11 protein-coding genes and 3 pseudogenes are annotated in these 16,146 nt (G+C 72.8%); 3 read left to right on the top strand and 11 right to left on the bottom strand.

Going from position 1 to position 16,146, the window contains the following annotated elements; all coding sequences use genetic code 11:
- Positions 1 to 88 precede the first annotated feature (88 nt).
- A pseudogene (locus ACGF3I_RS03285) lies at positions 89 to 511 on the bottom strand (NPCBM/NEW2 domain-containing protein); the annotation flags it as partial.
- A 33-nt stretch (positions 512 to 544) separates the two neighbouring features.
- A pseudogene (locus tag ACGF3I_RS03280) lies at positions 545 to 2,230 on the bottom strand (NPCBM/NEW2 domain-containing protein); the annotation flags it as partial.
- A gap of 213 nt (positions 2,231 to 2,443) precedes the next feature.
- On the opposite strand from ACGF3I_RS03280, the gene ACGF3I_RS03275 reads away from it, so the two are divergent.
- A complete protein-coding gene (locus ACGF3I_RS03275) occupies positions 2,444 to 4,033 on the top strand; it encodes an FMN-binding glutamate synthase family protein (RefSeq protein ID WP_393128788.1) in 1,590 nt (529 codons plus the stop codon).
- Positions 4,034 to 4,101: 68 nt separating this feature from the next.
- On the opposite strand, the gene ACGF3I_RS03270 is transcribed toward ACGF3I_RS03275, so the two are convergent.
- The 4 genes from ACGF3I_RS03270 to ACGF3I_RS03255 form a co-directional block, all read right to left on the bottom strand.
- A complete protein-coding gene (locus ACGF3I_RS03270) occupies positions 4,102 to 5,370 on the bottom strand; it encodes a SufS family cysteine desulfurase (protein WP_393128787.1) in 1,269 nt (422 codons plus the stop codon).
- Positions 5,357 to 6,727 (bottom strand): family 2B encapsulin nanocompartment shell protein, encoded by a 1,371-nt coding sequence (locus tag ACGF3I_RS03265; RefSeq protein ID WP_393129111.1) that lies wholly within the window; start codon positions 6,725 to 6,727, stop codon positions 5,357 to 5,359. Before ACGF3I_RS03265 ends, ACGF3I_RS03270 begins: the two co-directional genes overlap by 14 nt.
- Before the next feature lie 304 nt (positions 6,728 to 7,031).
- The gene (locus ACGF3I_RS03260) at positions 7,032 to 8,345 is read right to left on the bottom strand and encodes an ROK family protein (protein ID WP_393128786.1); all 1,314 of its coding nucleotides are present in this window, start codon (positions 8,343 to 8,345) and stop codon (positions 7,032 to 7,034) included.
- 134 nt (positions 8,346 to 8,479) lie between these two features.
- Positions 8,480 to 8,971 carry an NUDIX domain-containing protein gene (locus ACGF3I_RS03255; protein WP_393128785.1) on the bottom strand — a complete coding sequence of 164 codons (492 nt, stop codon included), beginning with the start codon at positions 8,969 to 8,971 and terminating at the stop codon, positions 8,480 to 8,482.
- Between the two features lie 104 nt (positions 8,972 to 9,075).
- Between ACGF3I_RS03255 and ACGF3I_RS03250 the strand changes: the two genes are divergently transcribed.
- Positions 9,076 to 9,606, top strand: coding sequence for a DUF6328 family protein (locus ACGF3I_RS03250; protein ID WP_393128784.1), 531 nt, complete (start codon positions 9,076 to 9,078; stop codon positions 9,604 to 9,606).
- On the opposite strand, the gene ACGF3I_RS03245 is transcribed toward ACGF3I_RS03250, so the two are convergent.
- Positions 9,603 to 10,022 (bottom strand): VOC family protein, encoded by a 420-nt coding sequence (locus ACGF3I_RS03245; RefSeq protein WP_393128783.1) that lies wholly within the window; start codon positions 10,020 to 10,022, stop codon positions 9,603 to 9,605. The two genes, ACGF3I_RS03250 and ACGF3I_RS03245, sit on opposite strands and share 4 nt — an antisense overlap.
- 29 nt (positions 10,023 to 10,051) lie before the next feature.
- Positions 10,052 to 10,888 (bottom strand): GNAT family N-acetyltransferase, encoded by an 837-nt coding sequence (locus ACGF3I_RS03240; RefSeq protein ID WP_393128782.1) that lies wholly within the window; start codon positions 10,886 to 10,888, stop codon positions 10,052 to 10,054.
- 401 nt (positions 10,889 to 11,289) lie between these two features.
- Between ACGF3I_RS03240 and lysA the strand changes: the two genes are divergently transcribed.
- Entirely contained in the window at positions 11,290 to 12,741 is a 1,452-nt protein-coding gene (gene lysA / locus ACGF3I_RS03235; protein WP_393128781.1) for a diaminopimelate decarboxylase, read from the top strand.
- 19 nt (positions 12,742 to 12,760) lie between these two features.
- Here the strand turns inward: lysA and ACGF3I_RS03230 are convergent, their stop codons facing one another.
- The 3 genes and pseudogenes from ACGF3I_RS03230 to ACGF3I_RS03220 form a co-directional block, all read right to left on the bottom strand.
- Positions 12,761 to 14,668, bottom strand: coding sequence for an NAD-binding protein (locus tag ACGF3I_RS03230; RefSeq protein WP_393128780.1), 1,908 nt, complete (start codon positions 14,666 to 14,668; stop codon positions 12,761 to 12,763).
- 193 nt (positions 14,669 to 14,861) lie between these two features.
- Complete coding sequence (locus tag ACGF3I_RS03225; protein WP_393128779.1) at positions 14,862 to 15,296, bottom strand: MarR family winged helix-turn-helix transcriptional regulator; 435 nt, start codon at positions 15,294 to 15,296, stop codon at positions 14,862 to 14,864.
- 319 nt (positions 15,297 to 15,615) lie between these two features.
- Positions 15,616 to 16,137, bottom strand: a pseudogene (locus ACGF3I_RS03220) (PadR family transcriptional regulator); the annotation flags it as partial.
- Positions 16,138 to 16,146: the final 9 nt, after the last annotated feature.

Raw genomic sequence — 16,146 nt, 5'->3', positions numbered from 1 at the left:
CCCGGCCCGGCGCTGGAAGGCGGGGCCGCGACCCTCCGACCCGGCGGGCCCCCTGGGGTGCCGCCGGGTCGGAGGACCACAACTCCCCTCAGGCGCAAGTGAGTTGGGGGGTGAGCCAGTCCGCGTGGTCGTAGTCGACGCCGTCGCCCGAGTCCGTGACGACGAGACGCAGTTCGTTCGCCCCGCTCACGTCCGCGCTGACCGTCTTCGCGGCGTCCGCGCCGGTGATCCTGCCGCTGTCGGCGGCCGGCACTCCGTCCCGGAACACCTGGAAGTCGACGGACCCCTTGGCGCCGACCTCGTCGTCCACGCCGACGCCCGCCCGGAACGAGGTGCAGCCGCCGCCCAGGTAGTAGGTGATGTCCGAGGCGGCGTGGGTGCCGAGGCCCTGGGCGTAGGTGGTGCCGCCCACGGTGAGCGTCCTGCCGTCGCCGGCGGCCTGTTCGCCGTTGCTGCGGTCGCGCTCGACCGGGCCCCAGCCGTTCGCCGCCGACGTCCAGGCCAGGTCGCTCAGTGCGTGGGTACCGGCCGACGGGCCCCGGCCGCACGCCAGTTGGGGGTTGGCCCAGTCCGCGTGGTCATAGGTGATGCCGTCCCCGCCGTCGCTCACCACCAGGCGCACCCGGGTGCCGCCGCCCAGGTCCGCGGTGAGCCGGCGGGGCGGGTCGCTCGCGGTGCGCACCCCGCTGTCGGCGACGAGCGTGGCGTCCCGGTAGATCCGGAACACCACGGAGCCGCCCGCCGTGGACTCGTCGTCCACACCCACGTCGACACTGAGCGTGCGGCAGCCGCCGCCCAGGAAGTACGTGATGTCCGAGGCGGCGTGGGTGCCGAGGCCCTTGGCGTAGGTGGTGCCGCCCACGGTCAGCGTCCTGCCGTCGCCGGCGGCTTGTTCGCCGTTGCTGCGGTCGCGCTCGACCGGGCCCCAGCCGTTCACGGCCGAGGTCCACGGCAGATCACTGAGCTGGTCGAGCCCGGTGGGCGGTGGCACCGGAGTGCCCGGTGTCACCCGGTACATCACCGTGCCGTGCGCGGGCACCGATGCGCTGATGCCGCCCGTGGTGCTGCTGGTCTGCCGGGACCACAGGTCCTTCAGGGCGTACGAGGAAGCGCCGCCGATCCCGAGGGCCTCGACCGTCGTCGAGATCGTACGGGCGGTGGCGTTCTCGTTGGTGAGCGTGACCGAACGCCCGCCGTCCGCAAGGGGTTTGGACATCACGACCAGACCCGACGCGTTCGACACGACGGTGCCCTGTTTGCCGAGGGGGTCCTGGTCGATCGCGATGACGTCGGTGTTCTTGAGGATCGCGAGGGTGGCCGCGCTCGGGGCGCGCAGGTCGCTGCCGATCAGGAGCGGCGCCGCCATCTGGGACCACAGGCTGAAGTGGGTGCGGTACTCGGTGTCCGTCATGCCGCCGTTGCCGACCTCCAGCATGTCCGGATCGTTCCAGCCGCCCGGCCCGGCGTAGGGGGCGAGCGGCTGGTTCTGGTGGGCGATGCCGATCATGCTGGACCAGGAGTCGCTGATGTCGCCCGTGGTGCGCCAGGAGTTACCGGTGCCGGACGCCCAGTTCCAGGGCTGGTTGGAGCCCCACTCGCAGATGCTGTAGAGAATGGGGCGGCCTGTCGCCTTCAGCGCGTCGCCCATCGCCCGGTAGCGCTGCCGGGCGTCGACCCCGTTGTTGTTGCAGTTGTCGTACTTGAGGTAGTCGACGCCCCAGGACGCCCACAGGTCGGCGTCCTGCTGCTCATGGCCGAGGCCGCCGGGAAAGCCCTGGGTGTCGCAGGTCTTGGTACCGGCGCTGGAGTAGAGCCCGAACTTGAGGCCCTTGGCGTGGACGTAGTCGGCGACCGCCTTGATGCCGTGCGGGAAGCGCACCGGGTCGGGGACGAGGTTGCCGGAGGCGTCCCGGCTCGGCAGCGCCCAGCAGTCGTCGATGTTCACATAGGTGTAGCCGACGTCCTTGAGGCCCCGCTCGACGAACGCGTCGGCGATCCCCTCGACCATCGACTCGTTGAACTCGGCGCGGCAGTGTGTCGAGTTCCAGTTGTTGAACCCCATCTGCGGGGTACGCGCCAGACCGTTGTCCACGGCCGCACCGTTGTCCACGGCTGCGGCCGGGGGCGCCGAGACGGTCTCCACGGCGACCGTCACACCCCCGGCGAGGAGAGCGAGGGAACCCAGGGTGGCGGTCAGGCGCTGTCGGAAGCTGTGCGGTTCGGCAGTCAAGTGCGGCTCCGGTGGGGGTCATTGGCGCACAACTGAACGGTGTCGAACGAAAGCAACCACATCTCAGCGGTCGGGCAAGTGCATGTCAAGAGAAGTGGCGGCCGAGTCCGCAAAGTACCGGCCGTGCCCGGCGGGTTCCGGGCGGACACGGCGGCCGGCTGGTAGGAACGCGGGGCGAGTCGTCGGCGTCGGGCCGCGAGAAGGAGAGACAACGTGAAGCGCACAGGCCTGGTGGCCGCCCTTGCCCTACTGGCGGCGGTCGCCGTCGCCCTGGCCGTGGCCGTGTCCCCGTGGTGGTGGGCGGCCGCCGCCCCGCTGCTCGCGGTGGCCGCGACCGGCATCCACGACCTGGTCCAGCGCCGCCATTCGGTGCTGCGCAACTACCCGGTCCTCGGACACGCGCGCTTCCTGCTCGAAGCGATCAGGCCGGAGATGCAGCAGTACTTCATCGAGCGCGACTACGACGGCCGGCCCTACGACCGCGACACCCGCTCCACGGTGTACGAACGCGCCAAGGGCACCGCCGACCAGGACCCGTTCGGCACCGAACTCGACGTGTACGAGCCGGGGTACGAGTTCTTCGCGCACTCGGTGGCGCCGCGGCCGGTCGCCAAGGACGCCTTCCGTGTCTCCGTCGGCGGCCCCGACTGCACCCGCCCCTACGACATGGCCCTCCTCAACGTGTCGGCGATGAGCTTCGGCTCACTCTCCGCCCAGGCGATCCTCGCCCTCAACCGGGGCGCGAAGGAGGGCGGCTTCGCCCACGACACCGGTGAGGGCGGCATCTCCGAGTACCACCTGCGCCACGGCGGAGACCTCGTCTGGGAGATCGGCACCGGCTACTTCGGATGCCGCACGGACGACGGGGACTTCGACGCCGACGAGTTCGCCCGCAAGGCCGCCACCGACTCCGTGCGCTGCGTCTCGCTCAAGCTGTCGCAGGGAGCCAAGCCGGGCAAGGGCGGGGTGTTGCCGGGCTCCAAGGTGACCGCGGAGATCGCCCGGGTGCGCGATGTGCCCGAGGGACAGACCGTCGTCTCGCCCAACCACCACCGGGTGTTCTCCACCCCGCGTGAACTCGTCCGCTTCATCGCCCGGATGCGGGAACTCGCGGGAGGCAAGCCCACCGGCTTCAAGCTCTGCGTGGGCAGCCGGCGCGACGTCCTGGCGATCTGCAAAGCCATGCTGGAGGAGGACATCACCCCCGACTTCATCGTGGTCGACGGCGCGGAGGGCGGCACCGGCGCCGCCCCGATGGAGTTCGTCGACCACGTGGGCACCCCGCTGACCGACGGGCTCTCCATCGTCCACAACGCCCTGCTCGGCGTGGGGCTCCGCGACCGGGTGCGGATCGGCGTCAGTGGCAAGGTCGCCACCGGCTCGGACATCGTCAAGCGCCTGATCCAGGGCGCCGACTACACCAACGCGGCCCGCGCGATGATGTTCGCCGTCGGCTGCATCCAGTCACAGCGCTGCCACACCAACCACTGCCCCGTCGGCGTCGCCACCCAGGACCCGCAGCGCGGCCGGGCCCTCGACGTCGAGGACAAGTACCAGCGGGTGCGGCGCTTCCAGGAGGCCACCGTGCACAGCGCCATGGAGATCATGGCCTCGCTCGGCGTCAGCGACCCCGCCCAGCTGCGCCCCGACATGCTGCGCCGCCGCACCTCGCACCACGCGATCGCCACCTACGCCGAGCTCTACCCCTGGCTGCGCCCCGGTCAGCTGCTCTCCCCGGCCACCCTCCCCGAGGAGTGGGCCAGGTCCTGGAAGGGCAGCGACCCGGACTCCTTCAGCGCCTGAACTCCTGGAGCGCCTGAAGTTCTGGAGCGCCTGAGCTCCGCCGTCCGGACCGCCACCCTTCCCCCGCGTCAGGCGGAGGCGTGCAGCTCCATCAGCGACACCACCAACTCGTCCACCTCCTCAGGGGTGTTGTAGAGCGCGAACGAGGCGCGGGCCGCCGCCTCCAGGCCGTAGTGGGCGAGGGCGGGCTGGGCGCAGTGATGGCCGGCCCGGACGGCGATGCCGTCGCGGTCGAGCCAGGAGGCGATCGCCGCCGGGTCGTGGCCCGCCAGGGTGAAGGTGAGCACCGCGATCCGCTCCGGCGCCGAGCCCAGGACCTCCAGACCCGGCACCGCCGCCAGCGCCTGCCGGGCGTACGCGGTGAGCGCGTCCTCGTACGCCGTGACCGCGGCCCGGTCGAAGGAGGTGAACCAGTCAAGCGCGGCGAGCAGCCCCACCACCCCGGCGATGTGCCCGGTGCCGGCCTCCAGGAGATGGGGGACCGGAGCGAACGTGGTGCGCTCGAAGGACACCGAGTCGATCATGTTGCCGCCGCCCTGCCAGGGCCGCAGGCCCGCCAGGACCTCCGGCTTGACGTAGAGCGCTCCGATGCCGGTGGGCCCGTACAGCTTGTGCCCGGAGAAGGCGTAGAAATCGGCGTCCAGATCGGTCACGTCGACCGGCAGATGGGCGACCGCCTGCGCGCCGTCCACCAGCACCTTCGCGCCGTAGCGGTGCGCGAGCGCGGTCATCTCGCGGACCGGGGGCGCGGTGCCGAGGACGTTGGAGGCCTGACTGAGGGCCACCAGCCGGGTGCGCGAGGACAGCAGGTCGGCGTAGGCGTGCTGATCGATCCGCCCGTCGGCGAGCAGCGGCACCGGGACCACGCGCGCCCTGGTCTCGCGGGCGATCAACTGCCAGGGCACGATGTTGGAATGGTGCTCCAGGACGGGCACCAGGATGTCGTCGCCGGGACCGAGGTTGGCCCGGCCCCAGCTCTGCGCGACCAGGTTCACGGCCTCCGTCGTGCCGCGTACGAACACGATGGAGTCGGGCGAGGGGGCACCCAGGAAGCGCGCGACGGCGGCCCGGCCCGCCTCGTACATCTCCGTGGCCTCGCGGGCCATGGTGTGGGCGCCGCGGTGGATGTTGGAGTTCGCCACGCCGTAGTAGCCGCTCAGCGCCTCGATGACCTGGCGCGGCTTGTGGGTGGTGGCCGCGTTGTCGAGCCAGACCAGCGGGTGTCCGTTGACCGTGCGGTGCAGGGCGGGCACGTCCTTGCGCGCCGACTCCGGTGCGAACCCGCCGGGTTGGCGGCCCGGAAGGGCGGGCCGCTCGGCAACGTCAGGAGTAGTCATGGTAGTTGGACACCTCGACGTTCTGGAGCACCGCGATGGCGTCCTCCACGAGGACGGCCGTGTTGAAGTACGCCGTCATCAGGTACGAGGTGATGCCCTTCTGGTCGACGCCCATGTTCCGCATGGACAGGCCCGGTTCGACCTCGTCGGGCACCGCGGCGGGCCGCAGCCCCACCACCCCCTGCTCGGCCTCGCCCGTGCGCAGGAGCAGGATCTCGGTGGTGCCGACGCCGCCCCCGCCGGAGAACCTGACCTTGTCGGACGGGATCAGCGGTACTCCCCGCCAGGTGAGCAGGGGGCTGCCGAAGCGGGTGTCGGTCACCGGCGGCACGCCCCGGCGGGTGCATTCGCGGCCGAAGGCGGCGATGGCCCGGGGGTGCGCGACGAAGAAGCCGGGCTGTTTCCACACCCGGGCCAGCAGCTCGTCGAGGTCGTCCGGGGTCGGCGACCCGGTGCGGGACTGCACCCGCTGGCCGGCGGAGACGTTGTTGAGCAGACCGAACTCGGGGTGGTTGAGCAGCGCCGCCTCCTGGCGCTCGCGCAGGGCCTGCACGGTGAGGTCGGCCTGGGCGCGGGTCTGGTCGATGGGGCCGTTGTACAGGTCCGCGACCCGGGTGTGGACGCGCAGCACGGTCTGGGCCAGCGTCATGTGGTACTCGCGGGGCGCGTCCTCGTAGTCGACGAAGGTGCCCGGCAGTTCCACCTCGCCGACGTGTCCCGAGCTGAGGTCGATGGGCGCCTCGCGGTCCGGCTCGGTGCCGTCGGCCGCGGTGTAGGCGTCCACGGCGGAGCGTAACGCCGGGCTGCGGTCGGCGAGTTGGGACAGCGTGGCGCGGTCGGCGCACAGGGCGGTGCCCGGGGTGAGGGCCTTGACGCGGTAGGGCATCGGCTCGCCACGGGTCCAGGCGCCGAGGTCGAAGTACTGGCCGTCGCCCGCCACGTCGAGCAGCGCGTCCTCGCCGTACCGACCGGTGACCCGCTTCTCCGCGCGGCCCTGCACGAGGACCCACAGCCGTTCGGCCGGATCGCTCTCCTGCACCAGGACCTGTCCGGAGTCGAACGTCACCGGCGTGAAGGCGCTGGCGAGTTCACCGAGCAGCTCGTCGTCGGCGTCACGCAGGTAGGGCAGTTCGCGCAGATCGCCCGGCATGACGCGCGGGGTGCCGTCCTCGTCGTACGTGGAGATCCGGTCGTCGCCGAGGATGAAGGAGCGGCGGCGGTTGACGCGGTAGACGCCCGCTTCGACGTCCACCCACGGCAGGGCGCGCAGCAGATAGCGCGGGGTGACCCCGAGCATCTGCGGGGCTGTCTTGGTGGCGGTCGCGAGCTGGCGCGCCGCGTCCGGGCTCAGGCTCATCCGCTGGTGGGTCACATGGTTCACAGGAGCGTTCACCGGTGCCTCCTCGTCGGGTTCGTGACGAGAACCGATCGTGTTCCCGGAATTCCTTCATCACAAGAGGCATGTGCCGGAGGCAGTCCTGAAATGACGGTGCCAGAGCCTCGAAAACCCGCCCCGGCGCAGGTCGGAGCGGGTTCGGTGCGGAGTGGATGAGACGCGATTCAGCCTTGCGGCACTCGCTGTTGGCTTCTGAAAGCCCGGCTTATGCGAGGCTTTATCCAGTCGAATTCCGAGATCGTCGGCGTGAATGCGACGCTGTTCGTCAGCGTGCCGCCCGCTGATCCACAGAGGTGCGCCAGCCCGCCTTTTCCGTCGGTGTCCCGGATTCGGTGAGGGGCTCGCGATGGCCGCCGCGGGCGAAGAACCCGGCGAGTGGGAGGGTCGCCGCGCCGACGGTGACGGCGTCGGGGCCGAGCCGCCCGAGCTCGATGGTGACGCGCTCCGCGGGATGGCGCAGGGCGTAGGCGGTGGCGTGCGCGCGCACCGAGTCCAGGATGTGCGGCCCGAGCTGGAGCCCGGCCCAGCCGCCGATGAGGATGCGCTCCGGGTTGTACAGGTTGATCAGGTCCGACAGACCGGCGCCCAGGTATTCGGCGGTCTCCTCCAGCACCGCACGCGCGACGGGGTCGGCGACGGCGCCGTCGGCCGCGGGTCGGGCGGCGGCCAGCAGCGCGGTCACCGCCGTCTCCTCGTCGGCTCCCGGCGCGAGGTCGGCCCCGGCCTCGCGCCAGCGCTGGATGAGCGCCTCGGCGCCCGCGTACGCCTCCAGGCAGCCGAGCGCACCGCACCGGCAGCGCCGCCCGCCGACCCGCATGGTGGTGTGGCCCCACTCGGCGGCGCTGCTGTGCGCGCCGCCGTAGATCGCGCCGTCCGAGACGATGCAGGCGCCGACGCCCGAGCCGAACAGGACGATCACGGCGTCCGAGGCCCCTTGGCCGCCGCCGAACCACAGCTCGGCCTGGCCGAGCGTCTTGGCCCCGTTCTCGATGAAGTACCGCGTCCGGGGCGGCAGTTGGAGGCTGTCGCGCAGCAGGGACTCCAGCGGTACCGCGTCCCAGCCGATCGTCTGGCCGTGCACCACGGCGCCGTCGGGGGAGCTGCGGTCGACGATGCCCGGCACGCCCACGCCCACGCCGAGCAGCCGAACGGGGTCGAGGCCGCTCTCGCGCAGCACGGCGGCGACCCCCTCGCCGATGCGGCCCACGATGTGAGCGACGTCGTATCCGCCGGCTCCCAACGACAGCTCGACGCGCGCCAGTTCACGGAGCACGAGGTCGAACAGCTCCACCCTGACCCGGGTCTCGCCCACGTCCACGCCGATGAGATGGCCGCTCTCGGGGGAGACCCTGAGCAGGGTGCGCGGCCGGCCGCCGTCGGAGTCCACCACCCCCGCGTCCTCCACCAGTCCGTCGGCCGCGAGTTCCGCGACGACGTTGCTGATGGACCCGGAACTGAGACCCGTCGCCGGACCCAGCGCCTGACGGCTCATCGGGCCGTCGAAGTACAGCCGCCGCAGTACCGCCCCGCGGTTGTCCCGGCGCAGGTCGCGGACGGTCCTTCTGTTCGGTGTGGCCATGTGGCTCCCTCCCTGAGGGCAACATACCGGTGCGAGAGCCTGGGCCGCGCCATGGTGACGCGTCTTAACTCATGCCCTAAATTAAGCCATGAGCTTGAGCGTCGGAGAACAGGGGTGTCCCGTGCGTCCCGGGGTCAGCCGCCCGCTTCGCCCTGGGGCAGCTGGGACAGATGGGCCAGCAGGCGTTCCAGGAAGGCGTCCTGGCCCCGCACGAGGAGGGGCGCCGCGGCCTCGGGGGTCAGCCACGCGAAGCGGTCCATCTCCGGGAACTCGCGCAGCGTGCCCGAACCGCGCGGCCACTCCATCGTGAACGTACCCGGCACGGCGTCGGCCGGATCCAGATCGGCCTCCACCGCCCACACCGTCACGATCTTGCCGTTGCGCTGCACGATCTCGCCGAGCGGCACCGGTGTGCCCTTGGGCGGAGGCAGGCCGAGTTCCTCCTGGAACTCGCGCCGGGCCGCCGCGTGCGGAGCCTCGTCGGGGCCGTATTCACCCTTGGGCACCGACCAGGAGCCGGCGTCGCGCCGGGCGTGCAAGGGACCGCCCATGTGCCCGATCAGCACCTCGATCCCTGGTGGCGTCCTGCGGAACAGCAGGAGGCCGGCGCTGCGCTTTGCCGTCATGCGGCCAGTCTGAGGCCGTGGCGCGCGCCGCGCCACGGGGCACGGGGGTCACCACGCTTCCGGTTGATATGTATGGGTACTGGGATGCGAAGGAGGTGGTGGACATGGCGGACTCGGGCCGGGACGAGACGGCCGAGGAGCGGGCCGACCGCAAGTGGGGTGATCTCCTCCAGGAGCTGAGGGTCGCCCAGACCGGCGTGCAGATCCTGTTCGGCTTCCTGCTCGCGGTCGTGTTCCAGCAGCGGTTCACCAGTCTCGGCGACACCGACCGCGCCATCTACGTCACCACGGTGGTGCTCGGTGCGGCGACCACGGGGGCGCTGATCGGGCCGGTCTCCTTCCACCGGATGCTCGCGGGACAGCGGCTGAAGCCGCAGACCGTGGCCTGGGCCTCGCGGCTCACGGTCATCGGCCTGGTGCTCCTGCTCTGCACCGTGGCGTGCTCCCTGCTGCTCATCCTGCGGGTGGCGCTGCACAGCGCACTCGCGCCCTGGCTGGTGGCGGGTGTGGTCTGCTGGTTCGTCTGCTGCTGGTTCGTGCTGCCGGCCTTCGCCCGCAGGCTGCACCACGACCGCCCCTCCGAGGACCACGACCGCCCCTCGGAGGACCGGGACCGCCCGGCGGGCGGCGCCTAGGAACCGGCCCCCGCCGCCTCGTCCGAGTCGGAGCGCTGGGCCGAGACGGCGAGCGTGAAGGAGTGGCCCGCCGGGTCGGCGTAGACGCGTTCGTCGCGCGGCCCGTTGTTGTTCTTGGTGTCGACGGGCGTCCCGCCGAGTGTGATCACCTCTCGCTCGGCGGCGTCCATGTCGCCGTACGCCACGACGATCCTGAGGTGCGCCTGCTGAGAGTCCTCGGGGCGCGGCCAGCTCGGCGGGGCGTACCCGTGGTCGTGGCGGATCGCCAGATGGACGCCGTCCCCGCCGACGATCTCGACGAAGTCCGGGTTGGGGCCGGTCTTGATCTCGCCACCGAGCAACTTGGCGTAGAACTCGGCGAGTTCGACGGGTTCGGCACAGTCCAGAACGAGGATGCTGGTCTTGGATACGCTCATGCGGAACGAGTGCCCGCCCCCGCCCCGCCCTAACGCCCGCCCTCACGCACCGTGTCCGCGCCGGTGCGGATCGCGCGTTCGCGGGCGGCGTCCGGTGGCAGGGGCACGCCCTGCGCGGCCGGCGCGCCCGTCACGTAGTGCACGTCCTCGCGCACCAGGCGGAACCCGGCGGTCCAGGCGGTGAGCCGGCTCTGACGGTCGTGCCGGGCGCAGTTCCAGGCGGCGGTGCGGCCCCGGGTCGCGATGTCGCGGCTCAGCGCGAGCACGCAGGCCAGGGCGAGGCGCTGGTGGCGGCGCCCCGGCCCGGTGACCACGGCGATGTGCTCACAGGTGTCCCCCCGGAAGTAGGTGCAGGCCAGCGCGAGGAGCCGGCCCTGCCGGAAGGCCCCCCAGGCGTGTCCCGAGCGGCTGAGACCCGAGGGGCCGCCCCAACTGGCGTGGATCCAGGCCGAGTCGGCCGGAAGTCTGCTGACCTCGGGCACGTCCAGCGAGGTCAGCGGGCGGACGGTGACACCCCGCGGCGGGCGCGGCGCGGCCGTCCGCTGCTGCTGTACGTACAGCATGCGCGCCGACGGTACGACCTCGTCGAACGCGGCCGTCAGGGCGGGCAGGAAGGCGGCCGGGGCGTCGACGCGGTGGTGGGCGAGCGGCGCCAGGTCCCACGGGTCGAGTGCGTCCGGGGAGCCGCGCAGCAGCGCGTGGCGGGCGCAGTGAACGGCGAACACGCGCGGCCCGGCGACCCGGTCGGCGAGGACGCGCCCGTTCCCGGTCGACAGGACGTGCTCGGCCAGTGCCGCGGGGCCCGGCTCGAAGGCGTCGGACCAGTCGGCGAGGAGGGCGAGTTGGGGCAAGGACAGTTCGATCACTGAAGAGCTCCGATCCGGGCGGCGGATGGTCGGCCTCGGGTCCGGCGGGGGCCGAGGCGAGGTGACGACTGCGGTGCGCGGTGCGGTGAGGAGTGCGTACCCAGTGCGGCGCGCGGTAAGAGCGCGGCGGGGTGGATCCGGCGCGTTGGAGACGATCGCGGCCGCCCCCGCCAGTGTTGCCCAGGGCGTGCCGCGGTGGTGTCAGCATCGCGTCAGAGCGCGGCGCCTTCGCGTCAGCGTCGCGTCAGGGGTGCCGGCGGCCCGCGCCCCCGGGCGTAGCGTCACCGATGTGCCCCGGCCCGCCTCCCCGCGCCGGGGCCCCCTCGGCGAACCGCCCGCACAGCCGCCCCACCCGGCCCCCACTCACCCAGCTCATCGCGAGGATCCTCCAGGAGGAGCCCATGCCCCAACCCACCAGCGGCGACGACGAACCGGACCCCGGCGAACGGGCCCCGGCAGGAGCCTCGTTCCTGACCGTACGGTCCGGGCCCGCGCAGCGCACGGCCCGGCCCGGCGGCCCGGTCGTCCGTACCGCGACGCCCGCCCCCGGCGTTCGGGACGACCTGTCGGTGTGGCCGGCCTCCACCACCCGGCTCGTCCACGGCGGCATCGCGGTGGGCGGGGTCCCGCTCACCGAGGTCGCCCAACGCTTCGGCACCCCCGCCTACGTCCTGGACGAGGCCGAGGTGCGCGAGCGCTGCCGCACCTACCGCAGCGCCTTTCCCGAGGCCGACGTGCTGTACGCGGCCAAGGCGTTCCTGTGCCGGGCGATGGTCCACTGGGTCGAGGAAGAGGGTCTGGGCCTCGACGTGTGCTCGGCCGGCGAACTCGAACTGGCCGTCACCGCGGGATTTCCCGCCGAACGCGTCGTGCTGCACGGCAACGCCAAGTCCCCGCACGACATCGAGGCGGCGCTGCGCCTCGGCGTCGGCCGCATCGTCATCGACAGCCCCGCCGAGATCACCCGGCTCGCCGCGGTGCTCGGCCCGGGCCGCCGCCAGAAGGTGATGGTGCGGGTGGTGCCCGGCATCAGCGCGGGCGGCCACGAGAAGATACGGACGGGCACGGACGACCAGAAGTTCGGGCTCTCCCTCACCGACGGCCAGGCCCAGCACGCCATCACCCGTGTCCTGGCCCGCCCCGAACTCGAACTGGCCGGCCTGCACTGCCACTTGGGCTCGCAGATCACCACCGTCAAGCCCTACCTCTCGGCGGTGCGCCGCATGGTCGGCCTGATGGCGCGAGTGCGGGACGCGCACGGCGTGGTGCTGTCGGAGCTGGACATGGGCGGCGGCCACGGCGTCCCGTACCGGCCCGGCGAGGACGGCCTGGACATCACGGCGCTGGCCCGCCGGATGCGCGCCGAGTTGATCGAGAGCTGCGCCGCGGCCTCCCTGACGGTGCCGCGGCTGCTCGTGGAGCCGGGCCGCGCCGTGGTCGGCCCCGCGGGCGTCGCGCTCTACCGGGTGCTCGCCGTCAAGCGCACCGGCGACACCCTGTTCGTCGCGGTCGACGGAGGCATGAGCGACAACCCGCGGCCCGCCCTGTACGGAGTGCGCTACGCGCCCCGTCTGATCGGACGGGCCGCAGCGGGACAGCCCTGCCGGGCGACCGTGGTCGGCCGGCACTGCGAGGCCGGCGACGTCCTGGCCGCCGATGTCGAGCTGCCCGGTGACGTCCACCCCGGCGATCTGCTCACCGTCCCGGTGGCCGGCGCCTACCAGCTGTCCATGGCGTCCGGCTACAACCTCGTGGGCCGCCCGCCGGTCGTCGCGGTGGCGGGCGGCCACGCCCGGCTGCTCGTGCGCCGGGAGTCGCTCGACGACTTCCGCAGCCGTGACGTCGGGCACTGAACTCGCCTGTCGTAAGCGGTCATTGGGGCCGCTGGAGCACGCGCGCCGAGGGCCGGCGGCCCAGGAGTTCGGCCAGGCCCCGGCGGGTGGCGGCCAGTACCACCCGGTCCTCGGCCCGCAGGACGTACTCCGGCGGCACCTGCCACACCAGGTCGCCGGGCGTGCCCGCGCGTACCCGGCGCGTGGCGCCGAGGTCGGGGACACGGTCGGCGGGCGAGGACGTGTCGAGCGCGAGCACCCGCCAGGCCCCCTCGCGGAACGCCTCCGCGACGGTGCGCCCCTCCAACTGCGGGTGCCCCGCCACGTCGACGGCCGCGAAGAGCAGCACCTTGCGCTCCACCGGGATGGCGCCGAGGATCTGACGTCCCATCATGGCGCTGGCGAAGGCGGGCGCCGCCAGGTGCGAGACGCTGCGGCTGCGGGTGAGCGCCCCGGGGTGCGCGGCGCGCAGGGTGCGGTGGACGGCCGTGGCGAAGTCGTCGTCGTACAGGCGCATCACCACGCGCAGATCGGGCTTCACCGAGCGCGCGTACAGGGCGGCTTCGAGGTTGGTGGTGTCCGAACTGGTCAGCGCGAGCAGGGCGTGCGCGCGGTGGATGCGCGCCGACTCCAGGAGGCCCTCCTGGGTGACGTCCCCGATGACGGTGGGCACCCGGAGGCGCCGGGCGAGCGCGATGCCGCGCGCCTCGGGGTCGGCCTCCACGCACACTACCGGAATGTCCAGCTCGCGCAGCCTCGCCAGGACCCTGGCCCCCACCTTTCCCATGCCGAGCAGCACCACGTGCCCCGAGAGCCCGCGCGGGGGCCGGACCAGGGCGGAGGCGTTGCGGAAGGTGCCGAGCCCTTCCAGGACGGCCGCGATGAGCACCGGCAGGAGCAGCAACCCGACGAGTCCGGACAGGAGTTGGAGCACCTGGCGGCCCACCGGCTCGTCGATGGCCGGGTCGTCGATCGCGAAGATGTCGAGGAGGGTCAGATAGGCGGCGTGCAGCGGGTCGTCGCCCGTGGTGAGCCAGGTGGCGATGGCGAGCGCGACCACGGAGGCCACGATCCCGGCGAGCGACCAGCGAAGCCGCCGCGAGAACAGCCGCCCCAGCGGAGCCCCGAGGTCGGTGAGGCGGCCCGGCGGCTGGGCGGGGCCCGTGTAGGTGACGGTCTCCAGGACGACCCGGCCGCGGTGCCCGGCCTCGGCCACCGACCGCTCGCCCGGCAGCAGCCGGGGGCCGTCCGTGCCGCTGCGGTCCGAACCCTCGGCGCCCGCCGGGTCGTTGGCGGTCGAGGACAGCAGGGCCAGTGTGCACAGGCCGGGGTCGGTGGCCTCGCCCGGGCCCGGGGGCCGGCGCTGTCCGGCCCGCAGCAGTACCCCGTCCGCGTGCACCACCTTGCTGGTGCCCGCCAGCGCGGTCGCGGCGAGCGCGGGGGCCGCGGTGTCGGCGTCGGACAGGACGGTGGTGTACGCCTCGAAGGCGGCGGGATCCGGGTCGGGGGCGCCGAGGGCCGAGGCCTGGTCGAGCAACTCCTGGAGGTACTGGCCGAGTTTGCGGTTGTAGAGCCGGATGACGAGCCGCAGGCGGGGGTTGAGGCGCCGGGCGATGAGGGCGGCCCGGATGTTGGTCTCGTCGTCGCGGTGCACCAGGGCGAGCGCCGCGGCCCGCTCGACGCCCGCCTCCGTCAGCGCCTCGTCGTTCGGTGCGACCGCCTCGATCCGGGTGCCACCGGCATCCTCGGGGCCGGGCGCCGTGGTACGGAGCACCACCGAGGACATCCGGTCGAACAGGGCGGAGGCCCTGGCCCGGCCGCCGGCCGGGAGCCGGGCCGAGGGGTCCTGGCCGTCGGGCGGTACGACGAGGACGACGCGCTCCCCGTACACCTCGCGCAGTTCTCCGGCGAGCCGGTGGGCCAGCGCGCCGTCGCCGCTGACGATCATGTGTCCGACGGGCGGTCCCGGCCGCGGCTGGGACACGAGCGGCTGTTGAGGAAGTGAAGGCACATCCCCGACCTTGCCTCATCGGACGGTGCCGCGTCGACGGGCGCCGGGGCCGTAGGGTGCGGGCCGGGCTGTTTCCCGGGCGGCGCGCGAGCTGTCAAGGCGGCCTTGGTGAACGTGGAGTGACGACCCGTCAGCCGTGGTCCTCCGCTTGGCTGTTGTAGCGCAGCAGATACGCGGCGAATCGGTCCAGGTCCTCCGGCGCCCAGTCGGCGAGCCGTTCATGGAAGGCCTGGCGGCGCAGTTCGGCGGCCTCCGCGAGCTTGGCGGTACCGGCCGGGGTCAGTTGGAGGAGCTGGATGCGCTGGTCGTCCGGGTCGCTGATCCGCTCGATGAAGCCGAGCTTCTCCAGCGCGGCGATCTGCCGGCTGATCGTCGACTTGTCGAGCATGTAGTAGGCGGCCAGGTCGGTCGCCCGGCAGCCCTGCCGGTCCTCCAGGTGGGACAGCAGGGTGAACGAGACGAGGGAGAGCTCCGGGTGCATCCGGGCGGCGGCGGCCCGGGCCCGCCGGGCGAACGCGGTCAGCTCACGCTGGATGGTGACGACCGACTGGTCTCGGCTGAGCACGGTGTCCCCCTTTCGTCTCCACGGATCGGTCGCGGATCGGCCCGCGTGCGGTATGGGTCTTGCGGTTCGGCCTGTGGGCCGGTTGCAGAATACAACGCTGCCGGGCGGGGGTGGGGCGCCGCGCCGGGTGGGTCGGGCGCTCACCGCGCGGGGCGCCGGGTGTGGTGGTCGGGCACTACGCGCGCGGGGCGTCGGATGGTGCGCCGGGGCGGTCGGAGCGGGGCCCATCGGCGGGGTCGGTGCCGTGGGCGTAGGCCGCGTCCGGGCGGGGCTGGTCGGCCGGGGCGGTGGTCGGATCCTGCTCGCGGTGCTCGGTGCCCAGGGTGCCGAGCGCCTCGGTCAGCCAGCCGATCCAGAACGTCTCCAGCTCGATGCCGCCGCGCAGCACCAGATGGCGCAGCCGGTCCTGCTCGGTGTCGCGGTCCGGCGGGAAGTCCTTGGCCTCGATCCCGTGGTACGTCGCCAACTGCTCGCGGTGCAGGGCGAGATGGCGCTCCAGCTCGGGGCGCAGACCGTCCGTGCCGATCACCGCGGCGGCCCGCATGCGCAGCAGCAGCGGGTCCCGCATCGGCTTCGGGTCCTGGCCGGCCGCGGCCCAGTCGGCCAGCTCCGCGCGGCCCGCGGGCAGCACCTCGTACTCCTTCTTCTGCCCGCGGGCCGGTACGGCGGACTCCAGCGCCCGGATGAACCCGGACTGCTCCAGTTTTCCCAGCTCGCGATAGATCTGCTGATGCGTGGCCGACCAGAAGTAACCGATCGACTTGTCGAAGCGGCGCGTCAGTTCCAGCCCCGACGAGGGCTTTTCGAGCAGTGCGGTCAAGATCGCGTGCGGGAGGGACATGACCGCATC

This window comes from Streptomyces sp. NPDC048111, from assembly GCF_043202815.1.
In the GTDB taxonomy this organism is placed as follows: domain Bacteria; phylum Actinomycetota; class Actinomycetes; order Streptomycetales; family Streptomycetaceae; genus Streptomyces.
The sequence above is the reverse complement of the archived record's forward strand: the minus strand, read 5'-3'. Positions and strand labels throughout refer to the sequence as shown.

What these genes read in the sequence shown, in the direction of transcription:
- ACGF3I_RS03255 (WP_393128785.1), bottom strand. Translation starts at nt 8,971, where the DNA reads ATGACGGCAAAGCGCAGCGCCGGCCTCCTGCTGTTCCGCAGGACGCCA.
- ACGF3I_RS03230 (WP_393128780.1), bottom strand. Translation starts at nt 14,668, where the DNA reads ATGATCGTCAGCGGCGACGGCGCGCTGGCCCACCGGCTCGCCGGAGAA.
- ACGF3I_RS03245 (WP_393128783.1), bottom strand. Translation starts at nt 10,022, where the DNA reads ATGAGCGTATCCAAGACCAGCATCCTCGTTCTGGACTGTGCCGAACCC.
- ACGF3I_RS03260 (WP_393128786.1), bottom strand. Translation starts at nt 8,345, where the DNA reads ATGGCCACACCGAACAGAAGGACCGTCCGCGACCTGCGCCGGGACAAC.
- ACGF3I_RS03265 (WP_393129111.1), bottom strand. Translation starts at nt 6,727, where the DNA reads ATGAGCCTGAGCCCGGACGCGGCGCGCCAGCTCGCGACCGCCACCAAG.
- lysA (WP_393128781.1), top strand. Translation starts at nt 11,290, where the DNA reads ATGCCCCAACCCACCAGCGGCGACGACGAACCGGACCCCGGCGAACGG.
- ACGF3I_RS03250 (WP_393128784.1), top strand. Translation starts at nt 9,076, where the DNA reads ATGGCGGACTCGGGCCGGGACGAGACGGCCGAGGAGCGGGCCGACCGC.
- ACGF3I_RS03270 (WP_393128787.1), bottom strand. Translation starts at nt 5,370, where the DNA reads ATGACTACTCCTGACGTTGCCGAGCGGCCCGCCCTTCCGGGCCGCCAA.